This window comes from Paenibacillus sp. (genome assembly GCF_048976745.1).
Classification (GTDB): Bacteria; Bacillota; Bacilli; order Paenibacillales; family Paenibacillaceae; genus Paenibacillus.
The window spans coordinates 549,728-566,894 of sequence record NZ_JBHGUU010000005.1 but is presented as its reverse complement, the minus strand read 5'-3'; the positions used below and the strand labels follow the sequence as shown (position 1 = coordinate 566,894).

Genomic DNA, 17,167 nt, shown 5'->3' with positions numbered 1-17,167 from the left:
ATTAATCCTCTTTAAGTAAAGGATGTTCGTAAAGAACTGGACGTTTACTTAAAGAGGATTTTTTCTATGTTAAGGGATTCATATGGTGTAAAAGCGTTCGTCTAGAGCCCTGACTATTTCTTTTCCAGATCATCAATGGTCAACAGGGATTTTTCAGAATCCCAGGACACGTTCAAACCCAAACCACGCAATACTTCAAAAGGCAAGGTGGTTGCTCCTGAGTAGTTATTTATGGGTTCAGATAGCTCTATAAGTTGCTCACCAGACGAATCTATGGAAGTTATACGATAATGTGCTTCGTTAGGGGTGATCGTAATTGTTCGATTGTTATATTTCAATGTATAGTACCCCAGGCTATCTTCCATCTTATGCACCTCAAATTCTGCTCCGATTGCTGCGGCGATTGCTTTGATTGGCAGCTGTATCGTCTTGGACGTTTCCACCGCGGGATACATCGACTGGAATAGCTCACCGTTCAGATAAATATCTATTCCGAGTTTGGCCTGAACCGGTTTGTAGACCATGCCTCCAGAAGATGTTGCTGGTGCACCTGCTTCCTGATATTTATCACTTCCCCAGCCCCAGACGGTCCCTTCGGAGGATAATGCAAGACTATGGTGATATCCCGCTGAAACATCGGTAATGCCGGACAGATGGTTTACTTTCCCTTCTTTTCCGGTCACTGTCCTCCCATAGCTATACACCTCACCAGAAGTAGTAAGTAGCAACGTATAACTTGAATTGCCATCCATCTTCTTCACTTTGAGCTCGTGATGTAATGGGGTGACTTTGCCCTCCAGGTCTAGCTGCCAAGCCTTTCCCTTCTTATCCAGTGCCAGTAGTGATGCATCTGCACCGGTGATCAAAGATATGTTGTTCAACCCCTTTAGCTTGGTTGGTTTGGAAGGTGTTTTACCGGGTTCGTTTGGCTCGTTCCATGTCCATACGGAGCCATCTTTCTTTAAAGCATAGCCTTGCAGGCCAGCGGATTCAACTTGAATGATATCTTTTAGCCCGCTGATCGTCTGTTGCTTACGTGTCTGTTCCAGGATTGCGGCTTGAGGCGGGTTTTGCCAAGACAGAACGGTTCCATCCTGGAGAAGGACGATGGTTGAAAAAGCCCCTATACTAACATTTTTGGCAGAGGTAATATCAGGCACTTGACGTGGCATGTTGCCGTTACCCCACTCCCAGATGGTTCCATCTGCTTGAATGGCTGCGTTGTTCCCACCGCCGGAGGAAGAAATAACTGTTACTTTGGATAGTTTGGGAATACGAATCGGACTAAATGTATGACGATATCGAACGTTGTTGCTCACACCAAGTTCTCCCCAGAGATTACGGCCCCAGGCCCATACGGAACCGTCACTTCTCAATGCGACTGTGTAATAATTAGCACCCTGTACAGCGGTATAGTAAAGTTTTTTCTCTACACTGCTTGATGAAGTCGGTTGAACAGAGGTGTTACTAATGGAGGGGGACATGTTAGTGGCCGCAAGAGTCGTTGGCAAAGCAGCTAGATCCAACAGCAGGCTTGACGCAACTAGTGTTGTAGCTATTGCAATGGTGAATCGACGGGTCTTTTTACTCTTGGATCGATTATTCAAGCGTGAAGTGGAGCGTTTTTCTTTTGCTATGTGGTCGGATGAGTTTACCGATTGCATGATATCGCCTCTTTTTCGGATGAGTTGGGTATGAATGTTGCTTTCTTTTTAAACGCTCTATGAAGGGATGAAGTTACATATAAGTGATAAAATTCCCTTTATATTGAAGAGGGTTGAGTGTATTTGCAGACTTTCTAACAGAAACTAGGTAACTTGCACGTAGTCTTTAACGTTGTAAATATGAGGTGATTGAATGAAAAGAGTACTGCTTTCGGTTTTGTTAGTTTTAATCGTGTTAACAGCTTGTGAGACAAAGGATCAATCAGTGGATTCTCCAGTAATCACGAAATCATTCCCAGAAATTATTGAGCCTCATAATCCAGAGCAAGCGGAGCAAAGCGGGGATGTGGTTGTGCTTCATGGAGGTATGCGGAATGGGGATAAGTGGAACACATTTGTGAAAAATGTGAAGGAAAAACAGCAGGATCAGGTTCGTGTGACGATGTATACCATCGAAGGTGGAGCCATTATCCATGAATTGATATACGATGGTTCAGCTATTCAATCGACTTACGATAACTCAAGGGATGCCTATGGCTCCAAACAGGAAGTGAAGACCGACATCTGCAAAGGGATCGGGACAATGAAGAGTGAGCAGGGACCTATTTTTTACGTGTTAACCGGGTGTGAGAAGGAAGAGAACCCCTTTTGGATGCCTAAGTTGTAATGAGACGTATCTACACGCGAACTCTTAATGAATCCCATAGCCCAAAAACCTGCGAAGCCGAGGCTTTGCAGGTTTTTGGGAGCTATCTAAAGGTGAAAAGTTACGGGATTATCAGTACAAAGCATTGGACAGCTCAATCAGGTTTCCATCAGGATCACGTACATATACCGAACGAATGAGACCCAGTGCACCCGTGCGTTCCACCGGACCTTCTTCGATCTTCGCATGATGTTGTGTGAGATGGAGAATCACTTCTTCCAAGGGTGTGCTGACCAGAAAACAAAGATCCGCCGAACCGGGCGTAGGGATATGAGCTTTCGGTTCGAACTCTTTACCCTTTTCATGCAAATTGATCTTCTGCTGTCCAAACTGTAATGCTTTTCGGCCTTGACCGAATTCAACCACCCTCATGCCTAATATGTTCGTATAAAATAATATCGTCGCTTCCAGATTCTCTACGGTTAACACGAGATGATCAAGTCGTTCTAATTGCATGGATAAACCTCCTTCGAATTGGATCATGTGCTCCTGTAAAACGAGAGGTGTATATAGTAGTATGTCATTTAGTTTACCTTAGAGCTCAGTTAGATCAACATATCGACATCGTATAAGAAAAAGGTAGAGGGAAGTTATGAAAAAGAGTAACTTATGAAAGTCATGAATGAACTCTCTTTAGGTTCAGTTCAAATGGGATGACGATATCGTGTTGTCTTGCTAAGTTTGAACGGGCTTTAATCTCAAAAGTGAGATCCAACTGTTCCGGAAGATTACGAACCTGATCTGTTATGGTCGTGATGTAGTAATGCTTGTCTCCGAGTTTATGAATGTTGCCAAAGGCTGAATCAGCGAATATGTCATTTTTATTATAAAATGCATATGTCAAATCATTCTCAGACTGTCCACCGCCCTGAATCTCATAACCCAACTGCACTTCATGATCTGTATAGGTTGCATTACGCAGTGTGATGGTAAGCCCATCTACGGTTTTGGTTTGAAGTGGGATGTTTGAATCGGGAAGTGCGGAGTCTTCTTTATTAGTAACTGAAAAATAAAGAACAAGTGGAAGTATCAATATAATAAGAGCAATAATGATAGCGATGATAATATTCTTTTTGTTCAATGTGCATGTTCCTTTCAGCGAATAGATTTTTAATGAAGTGAATTTAGTGATTAATAACCAATTATATCATATTTTGGGTGGTGATTTAAATGAAGAGGCTTTGGGTGTTATGTATTTTGATACTTTTAGTGACAGGATGTAATCAGAACAATAGAAAGAAAGCTATTGATTATCTAACGCAAAATCAAAGAAATGATGCATCACTGATTGTATTCACCGACCGACCTTCGGAGCGGCCATTTATTGTTGAATTACAGACGCAATTAAATGAAGTGAATAAAGAGAATTTGAGGGCAGAAGGTCCAATTACTAACGTAACCTTTTATAATGTGCGTGATGAAAACAAGTTTGATTATGAGAAGATTTTTGGTCTGAAATCATATCCCTACATGATCCTGTTCGAGAAAGGCGAGATTACACTGGAGACGCAGGAACCGGAAGAGATCGTTGAGCATTTTAAGAAGAGGTAAGAGTCCACTAAAAAAACGTGCACGAATACTCGAAATAGCTGGCTAATGAATGTTCCCTGCCTATGGATCGTCTGAGTTAAACATAAAATGTGATCTGTGAGGTCCTACTGGGGAGACAATGAAGCCATGCTGGCAAAACAAAGGACAGCTATAGCAGGACTCTTGTCTTTTTTATTGGGCTTCAGCCATAGTTATTCGCACACTCTCCGAATGTGCTAAGGACATAGTATAGGGCATATATACTGTGTGTCTTGGCCTAAGGAGATGACCATTTTGAAGTATCTGAACAAGAGGACTGCCACCCTCAAGCGGTTAAGGACCAGTCGTTCTAAGCCAAAATGCAGAAACAAACACTTGGGAAAACGAAAGAAATGCCATATTATCCGTGGGTCTTATCGGAGAAAACGCTGTTCCCTGAAGCGTCCATTAAGATCACAGAAAATGTCCCGTGACAAAAAAGTCATTGTATTACCGAGAGGGGGAGGCAGCAACCCGGTATGTTGTGAGCCGGGCCCCCTGCTCGCTCCGTCGAGACAACATGAATGTAAGAGTGTGAGTCTCCCTGGAACACAAGGTGTGGCAGGTGCCCAAGGCCCCGCCGGATCTCCCGGCGATCCGGGTCAACCGGGAGTTCCCGGAGCGCAAGGTCCCGTTGGCCCTCACGGCGGGCTGGGTCAACAAGGGCTTCCCGGAGCGCAGGGTCCTGTTGGCCCGCAAGGTGATCCGGGTCAACCGGGAGTTCCGGGAGCACAGGGTCCCGCAGGCCCTCAGGGTGAGCCGGGTCAACCGGGAATTCCGGGAGCACAGGGCCCCGCAGGCCCTCAGGGTGAGCCGGGTCAACCGGGAGTACCGGGAGCACAGGGCCCCGCAGGCCCTCAGGGTGAACCGGGTCACCGGGGGGTTCCGGGAGCGCATGGTCCCGCAGGCCCTCAGGGTGAACCGGGTCAACCCGGAGTTCCCGGGGCGCAAGGTCCCGCAGGGCCCCAAGGTGAGCCTGGTCAACCGGGAGTTCCGGGAGCACAGGGGCCCGCAGGCCCTCAAGGTGAACCGGGAACTCCCGGAGTCCAAGGACCAACGGGTCCCCCAGGTGAGCAAGGTCCGCCGGGCAGCGTACCCGGAATTGAAATCATTCCTACGGCAAACCGCTACTTCTATTTTCCGGACACCGATCTGGATTTGTCGGCCTCAGTTATACTTCCTGCCACAGCATTCACAAATGATGATGGCGGCAGCATAACTGAATTTGCCGGAATTGGACTTAACAGTTTTAACAATCTATATATCAACGGGATTGTTCAGCAGGGAAACTCATATAATGTAAGTGCGGAGAGGTTGTTGTTTTTTTCGTCACAAAACGGTGTGATCTTTGCAGGGACACCTGTCATTATCGAGATAATTATAATAACAGCCAATATAATAAATGGTTAAAGTTGGTTTTAGTTACTGGTTCCTTTGCCTTCACTACTCTCAAACCTACCACATATACTATGTTAGGTAGGAGGTGAGAAACATGCCACTTGTGACACCATTTCAGAACAGTTTAAGATTTGCTGCGACTATTGGTGATGGAACCGGTACTGGGGCAACGTTTGCCATTGCTGCAACAGCTTTTACCAACGACGCTGGGGTAGCTGCAACCGCATTCCCAGGCACCTACAACTACTACAATCTCTATATTAATGGCCTTATGCAAACAGCAGATACTTCCTCGGCTACAACGACTACAATTACAATTCCCGGGGGAGATGCATTAAATGCGGGGACGCCAATTGTCGTACAATTTGTAGTGTCTTAAAGAAGATTTAATCATGCTGTACCATTATCTTGTGCGACTTCTATCCGTGATAGAAGTCGTTCTTTTTGTACAAGCTACCCAGTCGACTCAATCGCATTCATCCATGCATTAATGTGCAAAAATAGTTACCCAAGGATGTTGCTCAACTACCGTATAACCTCTGAGGAAATGATCCTTCCGTTTGATTCCAATCCTCCTTCTCACTTGTTAAAATTTAGGTACATAAACTACGGTCAGGTTGGCGGTGAAGATAGGATGCAACGTATTCAGGTACATCCCGATGTGTTGGACGAGAAAGCTCGATTGGTCCAGCAGAAGAAACAGGAACTGGAGCGAATGGTCTGGGAACTGGAGAAATCCATCTATATGTTGCAATCTGATTGGTCAGGTGTGACAGGAGAGCGTTTCTTCTGGGATTTTATGCAGGCAAAAGAAGTGTTCCCGACTACACTCGGGCTGTTGGACAAGATCCAGAATGAGTTTACGTTTATCGCGAGGAACTTCAGAACAACGGATGGCTCAGGCGAGGTGGCGTTGTACATCCCAGAAGAACTAAAGCGAAATTTCGCTGTAGGGCTGCTTGATAAATCCATAGGAGAAACAATAACGGGAATGGGGCAGACAGCAGAAGCTTTCTTCGATAACCCGTTCAGTACATTAGGTAGTGTGGCATATGCGATGACCGTGGGGAAAGTTGTAGACGTTGGGCGTGGCATTGGGTTCGCATGGGATGCGGCCTGGGGTACGGGGACCGCGAGGTCAGATATAGAGCAATTTGTGGATGAGCAGAAGAAGCAGATTGATGAGAGTGGAGCAGGATATTACGGTGGGGCGATGACAGGTCAGGCTCTGGCGTATGTATTGTTTGGCAAAGCCTTTCGTTCGATGGATGATAAGCATACCGATCTGGGTGGATCTGGTGGAGGCAAGAAGGAGCATGGGGAGAATGGCTCACCTAACAAAGAATTTACGTTTATTACAGACCCCGGAGAAATGAAGAAATATATTACGCCTCCTAAAGATGGATTTCAGGCGTATCTTGAAAGAAATTATATTGAAATTAGAACAAAAGGAATTGAAGATGTACCTATTGTTGCTAAAAATACAGGGCTGACAGAAGAGCAAGTTACTAACATGAAAAGACATCTATTCTTGAGCACTTATAATTTGTCCATAGAAGGTAAACCGTATAAAGAAAACTACTTTCAAGCCGACGGGGATATAGCATATGCTTGGAAGAAAGCTCAAAACGGTGATCTTAATGAAGCTGAGAAGGATTGGTTTAAAACATTAGCGAATCATGAATTAAGAGAAAAAGAGTTAATGAGTGAAGGAATGCCCCTGAGGGATCGGTCGACTTGGAGCGCGGAATTAGAGACATTTAAAATAGATACAGAGAAAAATGCTCATGATAAAGCTGCTGTAACAGCTCCCAATCCTCCGCCTTTTCCAGGTTACGATCCTAGTAAGGATTTTGGTAAGTACTACGATGATAAGATTGATTACTAAATGTTGAGGTGAAATAAAATGTTATTGGAAAATGCAGTATCCAAAATAAATAATATAAATTGGGCCTTAGTAGGTACTGTTATCTCTGAGGAGGATACTAAACTCGGATATGAATTTCTCAGAAGAATGGCTCAATTTTATAAAGCGGAGCAGCTGAAGCCTATGCCACCTGCATTTACAAATGTGGCGAAACTGCTAGGAGATCAAGAAGAGGAATTAGATATTTCAGCTTATTGCAGTTCGGAGGCTGTTGCGTATTTGAATCAAAACTCATATGTGAAAAGAATATTCGAATACTATCTACAGTTGGCGAAGTACGCAGAGAATACTCCGAGCATCAGCCAGTATCTAGACATATATGAACCGTTAATTATACTTTTTGAACGGGGGGGCTCTTTTACCATCAAACCACTCTCTCTAGAGATTATACAAGTCTCACATTTTCCATTAAACAATTGGTATGAAAAATTTGTTGAGAAAGATCCGATTGATATATAATAATCTGTAGATCATTAGGTTAATATTTCGCATAATCGTATTCATAGAAAAGCACTTCTACCAAACCAAAAGTAGAGGTGCTTTTTCCTATGAAATCAAACAACTAATGAAATCTTCCACCAATTGGTCGATAATATAGAAGAAACAACTTGCAGCTCATCATATACATAAAGAACTATCTACAACCATCCTACACCACACGAGGTACATTCATGAAACAAGGTATATATGAACAGCTTATCAACACCATCACCAGACAGGAGATTTCAGCGCTGGACCCGGATGTGTATAACATTGGGACCGAGAAGCTGGATGCAGAGGAAGCGCGCAAGCTGCTGTCTACGTATTTGGCGGCAGTGACAAGGCGAGCGCTCAAGATTGTGAGGGAACAGACAGAAGATAAGACAGCAGTGTTGGCGCAGATCCGAACATGTAATGAGATTATTGCTACGCTGAAAGGCACACTGGGGGAAGAAGAGTACAACGAACTGCAACTGGATGAGCAGGGGGAAGTGTTGACCCATGTGTATTCCAAGCTGAACAGCATTCGTGCAGTCCGGGATACCCGAATCGTTCGTCCAGATACGCCGATCTCCCAAAGCTCTTTATTCACAGGTGCGAAATCAGAACCGAGTATGTTATTGGAGTTGCAAAAGGAGATCATGACCGCCGATCGGATCGATTGGTTGGTGTCATTTATCAAATTCAGTGGGATTCGCCTGCTACTGGAACAGCTTCAACAATTCACAGCGGGCGGTGGGAAACTACGGATCATCACGACCACCTATATGGAGGCAACCGACCTCAAGGCTATTACTGAACTTAGCAAACTACCTAACACAGAGATCCAGATTTCGTATGATACCAAAGTAACTCGGCTGCACGCCAAAACGTACATTTTCCACCGTGATACTGGATTCACCACCGCCTATGTCGGCTCCTCCAACCTGTCCAACCCGGCGCTGACCAGTGGTATGGAGTGGAACCTCAAGGTGACAGAGAAAGATTCACTCGATGTGTTGCGCAAGATTGAAGCGACCTTTGAGAGCTACTGGAATGACCGCGAATTTACGCGATATGTGGCTGAGGATGAAGGACATGAGGCACAGTTGAAGGCAGCTCTGAATCGTAAAAAAGATCACCCAAACGAATTTCACCTCGACATCCAGCCTTACGATTATCAAAAAGAAGTGCTGGAGCAGCTTCACGCCGAGCGTACGCTGTATGGACGAACCCGCAACCTGATCGTCGCCGCCACAGGTGTCGGCAAAACGGTCATCTCTGCCTTCGACTACAAGCGATTCCGGGCAAGCCATGCGGGAGCCAAGCTGCTTTTTGTCGCCCATCGGGAAGAAATCTTGAAGCAAAGTCGGGACACGTTCCGGTATATCCTGAAGGATATGAATTTTGGTGAGCTGCATGTCGGGAATCAACGGGCGGAGGCGCTGGACTACCTGTTTGTTAGTATTCAGAGTCTTAACTCCATGAAGCTGACGGAGATCACCAGTCCAGATTATTACGATTACATCATTGTGGATGAATTCCATCATGCGGCTGCACCTTCATACCAGAAGCTGTTGTCCCATTACGAACCGAAGATTTTGCTGGGACTCACCGCGACGCCTGAACGGATGGATGGCAAAGACATTACCGCCTACTTCGATCATACGATTGCCGCCGAGATCCGTCTAACCGATGCCATTGACAGGAAGCTACTGAGTCCTTTTCAATATTTTGGCGTCACCGATTCGGTCGATCTGTCCCAGGTGAAGTGGTCGCGTAAAGGCTACGATCTGAACGAACTGGAGAAGCTCTATACTCATAACAAAATCCGTGCCAACCAGATCATCCAAAGTCTGAACAAATACGTAACCGATCTGGACGATGTGAAGGGGCTTGGGTTCTGCGTAGGGGTGGATCATGCGATGTATATGGCAAAAATATTTAACGAAGTCGGCATTCGGTCCATAGCCCTGCATGGCGGGTCGAGCGAACAGGAACGTCATTCTGCGAAAGGACAGCTGGTGAACGGGGAACTGCGCATGATCTTTGTCGTGGATCTGTACAATGAGGGCGTGGATATCCCTGAGGTGAACACCATTCTATTCCTGCGTCCTACCGAGAGTCTGACCGTATTCCTGCAACAGTTGGGACGTGGACTACGGATGGCGGATGGCAAAGAGTGCCTAACCGTGCTCGATTTCATCGGACAAGCGCATCAGGAATACAGGTTCCAGGATAAATTCCGCGCCCTGATCGGCGCTACTAAACATTCCATCTCGTACTACGTCGAGAATGGCTTTTCGAACTTACCACGCGGCACGTTCATTCAATTGGAAAAGCAAGCGAAGGAATACGTCATGCGCAACCTCAAGCAGATGAGTCGTAATCGCAGAGCGTTGATCCAGAAGCTTCAAACGTTCCAGCAAGACACCGGACTGCCGCTGACTTTGGCTCATTTTGTGGAACATCACGGGATGACACTATACGAATTCTATGGCGGACGCACGGGGAAAAGGTATTTCCGCGGACTGTTGGCCGAAGCCGGACTGACAGAACCAATCGAGAGTGAGCAGGATGAGTATATCCGCAGACTGCCATCTGTGCTGACGATCAACTCCCGAAGCTGGCTAACGTTCCTGATTGACTACATTGAAAAAGGCGAAGAACCGACCAACGCTGATGAACAGCGCATGTTAATTATGTTCTATTACACTTTCCACCGGGCCGCACTTGAGAAACTAGGGTTGAGCAGCATCGAAGAGGGGGTACAGCGTGTGCTGTCTTGTGAAGCATTCCGAGCAGAGCTTGTGGATATTTTCAAATATAATCTGGCTCATCTGCGATTTGTGGATAAAAGCAATTCGTTCCCGTACACTTGTCCACTAGATATCCACTGTATGTACTCCATCGACCAAGTGCTTGCCGCCTTCGGTTATTGGAACGCTGAGCAATCGCCTGCCTTCCGTGAAGGCGTGAAGTATTTTACAGATGAGAAAACGGATATCTTCTTCATTACGCTGAACAAATCAGACAAAGATTTCTCACCATCTACGCTGTACGAGGACTATGCGATCAACGAGCGTCTATTCCACTGGCAGACACAGAGCCGAGTGTCGGAGCATACGGTTACGGCGCAGCGGTATATCCATCACCGCGAGACAGGAAACCGGATTGTGCTGTTCGTAAGGGAGTATAAGGAGGAGCATGGCTATACGTCTCCATTTGTCTTTCTGGGCGAAGCCGATTATGTGAGTAACGAGGGGAATAAGCCGATGAGCTTTGTATGGCGGTTACGGGAAGAGATGCCTGCGAAGATGGTGGCAGTGGCGAATAAGTGTATTGTTTGAGCATGATAACAATAAGGAAATCTCTTGAAATGAAATTTTCCAAACATCAAGATCAATAATTCATAGTTAGTTATGCTTTGTTTCTTGAATTTAATTGTTTGATACCTATGTTTATATTTTTTGGAGACATTTTTTATTTGTGATCACAATAGGAGCATTTGTTGCCATATTTTATCGACTCATCAAGCTCCATCGATTAAATAATGAATTATTATTATAAGATCTTATGTTATCACAAGAATGTATCACGTTTTTGCTCTTAAATAGAATTATTCAAATTAAAAATCTCCTAAAAAATGTAATTGAATAAACCGATATATTTATGTTACCTATGCTGCTGGAGTCAAAATATTCGAAGTGTTCTATAACGAAAAGGATATTGAAGTATATGAGCGCGCTAACCAACCTACATAAGTTTTGAGCTAATTCAGATAACTGGATATACAACGATTATAATTTAAATGTGGAATATAAGAGTTGCAATAGTGGGATTATTATCTAAAAAGCTACTTAACAAGTTAAGGTTTCTAAGGATACTTATCAAATGATGAGCTATTAGCTAGATTTTTTAATTACGTGCATTGTAAGTTACGGGTCATACAGATAGGGCAACTGTGTTACCTGGTTCTATTAACCCAATAGTATCACTTAAGCAATAGTGTCTCTCACTATAGAAATCATCACAATTATCGCATCATTTTGTAATCAAAAGCCCCTCATTAGAAGGAGAGAGTCCAATGAAAAAGATAATCACAGGAGCCATGCTGACAGCAGCACTTACTGTAGGCATGCTGAGTAGCACCGTACAACACGTTCAAGCCGCTACAGTAGCTTCAGCAGCATTCTTGCAATTCAGTGACATTAAATCGAGTCACTGGGCTTACAGCGCTGTTCAAAAGGCTATATCGAAAGGATACATCGATGGGTACACAAACGGAACATTTAAACCCGATGTTAGCGTCACGCGGGCTGAATTCGCCAAAATGGTCGTTGCTGCTATGGAACTTGATGTACAAGACGCTTCTGGCAAATGGTACGTTCCATACGTGAATTCCGCGACCAAAGCTGGATTGTATGCAAGTGCCGATTTCTCAAACAACGACGCTGGATGGAACAAAGTGATGACGCGTGATGAAATGGCCCGTATGGCAGCTCGTGCCATTGGTGAAACGACAAAAGAGGATGACAAATGGATGTACTTAGCAACGAAAGCGGGCCTGATCCAAGGTGTTGGTAAAGGACAGCTTGCTCCAAAAGGACTGACTACACGTGCGCAGGCTGTTGTTCTGATCGAGCGCATTCTCTCCAAAAATACTGGAGCTAACCTCGATGTCGATAAATATGCGGTCGGCAATGCTGAAATCGCATGGCACGGTACGAACATCTTCACCGTGATGCCAGAAATGTGGGTTACTCCAGAATCCGATGTGAAACGTGCTGGTAAGTCCTCCATTGAGGAAATGTGGGACGAAAGTAAAATGACGCTCACATCGAAGGATGGACTGTGGCAAGGCAAACTGGACGCTCTTGTTGCTATTGACCTAGCTGATCCCAACGATCCCAATCGATCCCTACTACCCAATATCAGTACTTTAAAATGGTCAAATAATAGACCTAGCATTACTGATTTGATGGTTAAAGACCAAAAAAATAGCTATATCCTGTATTTCAAAGGTGGACAAGTTTACAACAAAGCATCGAATAAATATCTGGATCGAAAACGACTAACTTTCCGGGTGGATGGCTTTGAAAGTCCTGATCTTGATGCGTTTTACTACAAACGTACCCTCAACGGCAGCGCGATGGTTTATCAAAACAATTTAGAAGATCTCCCCGCTATGATCATTCCAAAGTCTGGAACTGTCCAAAAAGGTAATGATCTTGTTGTGAGACTTGAAACTCCTTCAAGTGGTTCCCTTGCAAGTGATAGCGTAATTCTTCGACTACGGGGTATCCAGTAATGAATATCCCCCGCCGACGCTTAAAATTTGTCGGACTCAGTATACTGCTCCTAACGAGCAGTATACTGGGTGTTTTTTTGCCGTTACAGGGTAAAGTTGAAGCCGAACCGATCAAAAAAGAAATCGTATATAATAGTGAATCTGGCGTTAAACCTCACCCATACCGAACTGCGCTCAGCTTTGGTAAAAGTCCAACTGCAGCGATATCGATTAGTGGAATGCTAGATATAGATATTTTTCCTTGCGAATTAAAGAAGAAAACTGCTAAAGCCTATGATGACGATAAATGAATAGAGAGGTATGTTCTCCCCCATGAGAAAACAATTCACTAAAATTGCCGGCATTGCGCTGGCAGCGGTACTTACTGTAGGCATGCTGGGTAGCACCGTACAACACGTTCAAGCCGCTACAGTAGCTTCAGCAACATCCTTGCAATTCAGTGACGTTAAATCGAGTCACTGGGCTTACAGCGCTGTTCAAAAGGCTGTATCGAAAGGATACATCGATGGTTACACAAATGGAACATTTAAACCCGATGTTAGCGTCACGCGTGCTGAATTCGCCAAAATGGTCGTTGCTGCTATGGAACTTGATGTACAAGACGCTTCTGGCAAATGGTACGTTCCATACGTGGATTCCGCGACCAAAGCTGAATTGTATGCGAGTGCCGATTTCTCAAACAACGACGCTGGATGGAACAAAGTGATGACGTGCGATGAAATGGCCCGTATGGCAGCTCGTGCGATTGGTGAAACGACAAAAGAGGATGACAAATGGATGTACTTAGCAACGAAAGCGGGTCTGATCCAAGGTGTTGGTAAAGGACAGCTTGCTCCAAAAGGGCTGACCACACGTGCTCAGGCTGTTGTTCTGATCGAGCGCCTTCTCTCCAAAAATACTGGAGCTTACCTCGATGTCGATAAATATGCGGTCGGTAGTGCTGAAATCGCATGGCATGGTACGAACATCTTCACGGTTATGCCTGAAATGTGGGTTACTCCGGAATCCGATTGGAAACAAGCAGGTAAATCGTCAGTTGAAGAAATGTGGAACGAAAAGCTTATGACGATCACATCGAAAGATGGACTGTATCAAGGTAAACTGGACGCTCTTGTCGCTATTGACCTGGCAGATCCTAACGATCCAAATCTTAGGTTGATTGCGCCAATCAATACGCTCAAATGGTTCAATAACCGACCTGATGTCACGAACTTGATGGTGAAGGATCAGAAAAACAGTTACGTTTTGTATTTTAAAGGTGGGTCGGTGTTCAACAAAGATCCTAAGAAATATAACTCTTATGATTATTTGAAATTCCGGGTCGATGGATTTGATAGTCCTGATTACGATGCCTTTACAGAAAAAGGTGTGCTGAATATGACCGCCCGCGTTTATCGAAATAGCCGAACTGACACCCCTGCCGTAATCATTCCAAAAACAGGAACTGTACAAACCAGCGGAAATTTGGAGATCCATTTGCAAACCCCTGCGGGTGGAAGTCTGTTCTCTGAAACCATTCCTCTCAGTATGCGGGGAACGCGCTAATGAAAAAAATCCGACCACAACTACTGATTGTCGGGCTCAGCATACTGCTCCTATCGAGCAGTATGCTAGGTGATTTCCATTAGAGAGACATTCTTAAGTGATCCCTTTAAGGTATGGTAATTAAAAAAGAGATGAAACATTCGGTTGAAGAAAATAGACAGGAGAAATTACGGTACGGTGGCTAAGCCTCTATGTTATGTAGTTAAGGTAAAGAGAGGGAGAATACGATGGCAGACGCATAGGAGAATTCATTCGAAGATATACTACTGAAATTGTTAATTAGAGACGAATCTTCTTTATTACTAATCAGTACTATCGTTAGTTCGCGCTGAGACATATAAAGATTTGATAAAAGGTTCATTTGAGTCGAATACATATACGAGTGTTGAAAATGAGAAGAGCGACGTGGAGGGGGCCACATATGATAACAGCAAATTCGGCTTAAAAGTATGAATGCTATCTAAGGAGAATAAGTGAATGAATGAAATAATATGGCTCGTTATTGGTATCATCACATTATCAGTCGTTGCTGGACTATTACAGCCTTCTAAAAAGAAAAAAAGAAAAAAGTCCAACCCACGGAAGAAAAAGACTACTAAAAAAGCTGTGAGTAGCGGATTTAATCGTGCCTCCTCTACGTGCAGATCAGACGAAGTGATTCTAACTTTACCACTAGATAAGATGACCGGAGCAGAGTTCGAACGTTTACTTACACTCTATTTTAGAGACAACGGTTATACCGTAAAAGAAGTTGGCGTTGGGGGTAAAGATAGAGGAGTAGATCTGGTTATTACGGATAAGCGCGGTGAAAAAACAGCAGTCCAAGCCAAATGTTATGCCGATCATAATAAGGTGCAAGTAATGACGGTTCGTGAGCTGGTAGGTGCGAAAAGGAATCATGACTGTATTTTGTCTCTGATCGTGACCACATCTGATCTAACGGGTCCAGCAAGAAAAGAAGCCGATCAATTCAAAGTGGATTATTGGCATGGAGGTTTAGTAGACAGCAAGCTGCGCAGTTGGGGGAAATGGACACCCTCCAATAGAAAAGTAAAAACTACTACGACCAAGAGAGATCATTCTTTATCTAAAACCGTATCTAATATCAAGTGCAGTTGTGGTGCTGCAATGGTCAAACGCAAGAATAAAGCTGGATCGGAATTTTGGGGATGCAGCAATTTCCCGAATTGCCGAAAAACGAAGGCTATCTGAGTAATTGAAAATGACGAAAAAAACAAAGGCAAAGCAACTAGTTAAACAGCTGCTTTGCCTATTTTTGATTTGTTCCGTTACTCTTTAGTATCTCTTTTAGAATGTTCCTGGATAACTGAATATTATCTAAAGATGCATCTCTCAACATGTCCACTATTTCTTGAATCATAATATCCGTCTCGGTCAATTCAATTTCATCATTTACATAAGCAAAAAGTTGAGAAACGTTTACATCCAACGACTCTGCAATTTTACCAAGATTAATTAATGAAACGTTTTTCTCTCCGCGTTCAACTTGTCCAATGTATGTAAAATGGAATCCACCTTTTTCTCCAAGTGCCTCCTGTGATAGTCCCTTATCTTTCCTTAAAACTTTAATTCGTGCACCGACTAATTTTAAAATTTTTCTATCATCCAAACTATGCACCCCCTCTATGTAAAAGTGTAGACAAGATTTCGGAGGCTAAACATGAGTATATAAATCGTATATATTAATAAAATTATATCTTTGGGTATATATTTATTGTATAATACTGGTATTAACTCTTTGGAGGGATGACAATGGCAAGAAATTGGTCCATACCCGAAGCACATTGTAATCACCAAGTAGATTTTACCCCACGTTTGCAAGACCATGATATCTCCACACAACCTAGATCCAAACGAACTCCTGCTTATCACATGCTACATACCACAATATTGGACTATCACCAACATGCTAAGTATCATCTCAAACTTGCCACCATCATGCGTAATCACAATCAGTTCAAAGCCAGCCTCATTCTCTGCGATTGGGCTCTAGCCTCCATGATCAAGGCGCTATATATCCATAAGTATCATTCAGTTCATCCACCCAAGGAACTCACCATGAACGTAATCTTGCCTTTAGTGCATACGGACACTGAACCTGGATTGGATATCGCTTTGTTCATCGGTACGATGCAACATATGTCATCCCAAGCAGATTATCTACATGACCAGCCAATAGGACTGAACAACATCGAAAAGCTTCTTCAACGAACAGAAGAGATATTGGACGAGTTAGCCACTCGATTGAAGGATGATTCATCAGAGTAAGATATTTTTTTAATTGATCATTTCGGTTAATTGTTTGATTTATCTATGTTACGCTTACAAGATGATATCATCCAAATAAAGGATATATGTTGCAGAGATTACAAAGGATTTTCTTTGCTTTGCGTCTGGAAAGTAGGTGTACATTTTGAAAAGAGTGATTGCTATCGTGTTATTCATATTATCTATATTGGAATTGGTTACTTTAATCCTAATCGGCAAAAGCATGATGCATGGGTATATGGAACCGAGTACGTTTAAAGGGATAATTTCATTTCCACTAGGCGCTACGTATCTCTCGA

The 17,167-nt window shown here is 43.8% G+C and carries 16 protein-coding genes; 12 read left to right on the top strand and 4 right to left on the bottom strand.

Annotated features, from left to right (window positions below; all coding sequences use genetic code 11):
• Positions 1–113 precede the first annotated feature (113 nt).
• A complete protein-coding gene (locus ACE3K2_RS06300) occupies positions 114–1,664 on the bottom strand; it encodes an RCC1 domain-containing protein (protein ID WP_421888072.1) in 1,551 nt (516 codons plus the stop codon).
• Positions 1,665–1,857: 193 nt separating this feature from the next.
• On the opposite strand from ACE3K2_RS06300, the gene ACE3K2_RS06295 reads away from it, so the two are divergent.
• On the top strand, positions 1,858–2,331 hold the full coding sequence (locus tag ACE3K2_RS06295; protein ID WP_421888069.1) for a DUF4362 domain-containing protein: 474 nt from the start codon (positions 1,858–1,860) through the stop codon (positions 2,329–2,331).
• A gap of 111 nt (positions 2,332–2,442) precedes the next feature.
• Here the strand turns inward: ACE3K2_RS06295 and ACE3K2_RS06290 are convergent, their stop codons facing one another.
• Together ACE3K2_RS06290 and ACE3K2_RS06285 are read right to left on the bottom strand one after the other, a co-directional pair.
• Positions 2,443–2,826: a VOC family protein gene (locus ACE3K2_RS06290; protein WP_421888067.1), complete on the bottom strand. Its 384-nt coding sequence runs from the start codon at positions 2,824–2,826 to the stop codon at positions 2,443–2,445.
• Between the two features lie 160 nt (positions 2,827–2,986).
• Entirely contained in the window at positions 2,987–3,451 is a 465-nt protein-coding gene (locus ACE3K2_RS06285) for a hypothetical protein (RefSeq protein ID WP_421888064.1), read from the bottom strand.
• 89 nt (positions 3,452–3,540) lie between these two features.
• On the opposite strand from ACE3K2_RS06285, the gene ACE3K2_RS06280 reads away from it, so the two are divergent.
• The 10 genes from ACE3K2_RS06280 (at position 3,541) to ACE3K2_RS06235 (ending at position 15,791) form a co-directional block, all read left to right on the top strand.
• Positions 3,541–3,921, top strand: a complete 381-nt coding sequence (locus ACE3K2_RS06280) for a hypothetical protein (protein WP_421888061.1) — start codon at positions 3,541–3,543, stop codon at positions 3,919–3,921.
• A gap of 441 nt (positions 3,922–4,362) precedes the next feature.
• Positions 4,363–5,349, top strand: coding sequence for a DUF4183 domain-containing protein (locus ACE3K2_RS06275; protein WP_421888058.1), 987 nt, complete (start codon positions 4,363–4,365; stop codon positions 5,347–5,349).
• Between the two features lie 82 nt (positions 5,350–5,431).
• Entirely contained in the window at positions 5,432–5,716 is a 285-nt protein-coding gene (locus tag ACE3K2_RS06270; protein ID WP_310337843.1) for a DUF4183 domain-containing protein, read from the top strand.
• Between the two features lie 255 nt (positions 5,717–5,971).
• A complete protein-coding gene (locus ACE3K2_RS06265; protein WP_421888055.1) occupies positions 5,972–7,225 on the top strand; it encodes a WXG100 family type VII secretion target in 1,254 nt (417 codons plus the stop codon).
• Positions 7,226–7,243: 18 nt separating this feature from the next.
• A complete protein-coding gene (locus tag ACE3K2_RS06260; RefSeq protein ID WP_421888052.1) occupies positions 7,244–7,723 on the top strand; it encodes a hypothetical protein in 480 nt (159 codons plus the stop codon).
• A 212-nt stretch (positions 7,724–7,935) separates the two neighbouring features.
• Positions 7,936–11,073 (top strand): DUF3427 domain-containing protein, encoded by a 3,138-nt coding sequence (locus ACE3K2_RS06255; RefSeq protein ID WP_421888049.1) that lies wholly within the window; start codon positions 7,936–7,938, stop codon positions 11,071–11,073.
• Between the two features lie 737 nt (positions 11,074–11,810).
• On the top strand, positions 11,811–13,034 hold the full coding sequence (locus ACE3K2_RS06250; protein ID WP_421888047.1) for an S-layer homology domain-containing protein: 1,224 nt from the start codon (positions 11,811–11,813) through the stop codon (positions 13,032–13,034).
• Positions 13,034–13,324: a hypothetical protein gene (locus tag ACE3K2_RS06245; protein ID WP_421888044.1), complete on the top strand. Its 291-nt coding sequence runs from the start codon at positions 13,034–13,036 to the stop codon at positions 13,322–13,324. Before ACE3K2_RS06250 ends, ACE3K2_RS06245 begins: the two co-directional genes overlap by 1 nt.
• Positions 13,325–13,346: 22 nt before the next feature.
• Positions 13,347–14,579, top strand: a complete 1,233-nt coding sequence (locus tag ACE3K2_RS06240; protein WP_421888041.1) for an S-layer homology domain-containing protein — start codon at positions 13,347–13,349, stop codon at positions 14,577–14,579.
• A gap of 477 nt (positions 14,580–15,056) precedes the next feature.
• Positions 15,057–15,791 (top strand): restriction endonuclease, encoded by a 735-nt coding sequence (locus tag ACE3K2_RS06235; protein ID WP_421888038.1) that lies wholly within the window; start codon positions 15,057–15,059, stop codon positions 15,789–15,791.
• A 58-nt stretch (positions 15,792–15,849) separates the two neighbouring features.
• On the opposite strand, the gene ACE3K2_RS06230 is transcribed toward ACE3K2_RS06235, so the two are convergent.
• A complete protein-coding gene (locus ACE3K2_RS06230) occupies positions 15,850–16,209 on the bottom strand; it encodes a helix-turn-helix domain-containing protein (protein WP_421888035.1) in 360 nt (119 codons plus the stop codon).
• A gap of 143 nt (positions 16,210–16,352) precedes the next feature.
• On the opposite strand from ACE3K2_RS06230, the gene ACE3K2_RS06225 reads away from it, so the two are divergent.
• Entirely contained in the window at positions 16,353–16,868 is a 516-nt protein-coding gene (locus ACE3K2_RS06225; RefSeq protein ID WP_421888032.1) for a HEPN domain-containing protein, read from the top strand.
• Positions 16,869–17,167: the final 299 nt, after the last annotated feature.

Excerpts from the sequence above, each read along its gene's own strand:
- ACE3K2_RS06300 (WP_421888072.1), bottom strand. The coding sequence starts at position 1,664 with ATGCAATCGGTAAACTCATCCGACCACATAGCAAAAGAAAAACGCTCC.
- ACE3K2_RS06295 (WP_421888069.1), top strand. The coding sequence starts at position 1,858 with ATGAAAAGAGTACTGCTTTCGGTTTTGTTAGTTTTAATCGTGTTAACA.
- ACE3K2_RS06290 (WP_421888067.1), bottom strand. The coding sequence starts at position 2,826 with ATGCAATTAGAACGACTTGATCATCTCGTGTTAACCGTAGAGAATCTG.
- ACE3K2_RS06280 (WP_421888061.1), top strand. The coding sequence starts at position 3,541 with ATGAAGAGGCTTTGGGTGTTATGTATTTTGATACTTTTAGTGACAGGA.
- ACE3K2_RS06275 (WP_421888058.1), top strand. The coding sequence starts at position 4,363 with ATGTCCCGTGACAAAAAAGTCATTGTATTACCGAGAGGGGGAGGCAGC.
- ACE3K2_RS06270 (WP_310337843.1), top strand. The coding sequence starts at position 5,432 with ATGCCACTTGTGACACCATTTCAGAACAGTTTAAGATTTGCTGCGACT.
- ACE3K2_RS06265 (WP_421888055.1), top strand. The coding sequence starts at position 5,972 with ATGCAACGTATTCAGGTACATCCCGATGTGTTGGACGAGAAAGCTCGA.
- ACE3K2_RS06260 (WP_421888052.1), top strand. The coding sequence starts at position 7,244 with ATGTTATTGGAAAATGCAGTATCCAAAATAAATAATATAAATTGGGCC.
- ACE3K2_RS06255 (WP_421888049.1), top strand. The coding sequence starts at position 7,936 with ATGAAACAAGGTATATATGAACAGCTTATCAACACCATCACCAGACAG.
- ACE3K2_RS06250 (WP_421888047.1), top strand. The coding sequence starts at position 11,811 with ATGAAAAAGATAATCACAGGAGCCATGCTGACAGCAGCACTTACTGTA.
- ACE3K2_RS06245 (WP_421888044.1), top strand. The coding sequence starts at position 13,034 with ATGAATATCCCCCGCCGACGCTTAAAATTTGTCGGACTCAGTATACTG.
- ACE3K2_RS06240 (WP_421888041.1), top strand. The coding sequence starts at position 13,347 with ATGAGAAAACAATTCACTAAAATTGCCGGCATTGCGCTGGCAGCGGTA.
- ACE3K2_RS06235 (WP_421888038.1), top strand. The coding sequence starts at position 15,057 with ATGAATGAAATAATATGGCTCGTTATTGGTATCATCACATTATCAGTC.
- ACE3K2_RS06225 (WP_421888032.1), top strand. The coding sequence starts at position 16,353 with ATGGCAAGAAATTGGTCCATACCCGAAGCACATTGTAATCACCAAGTA.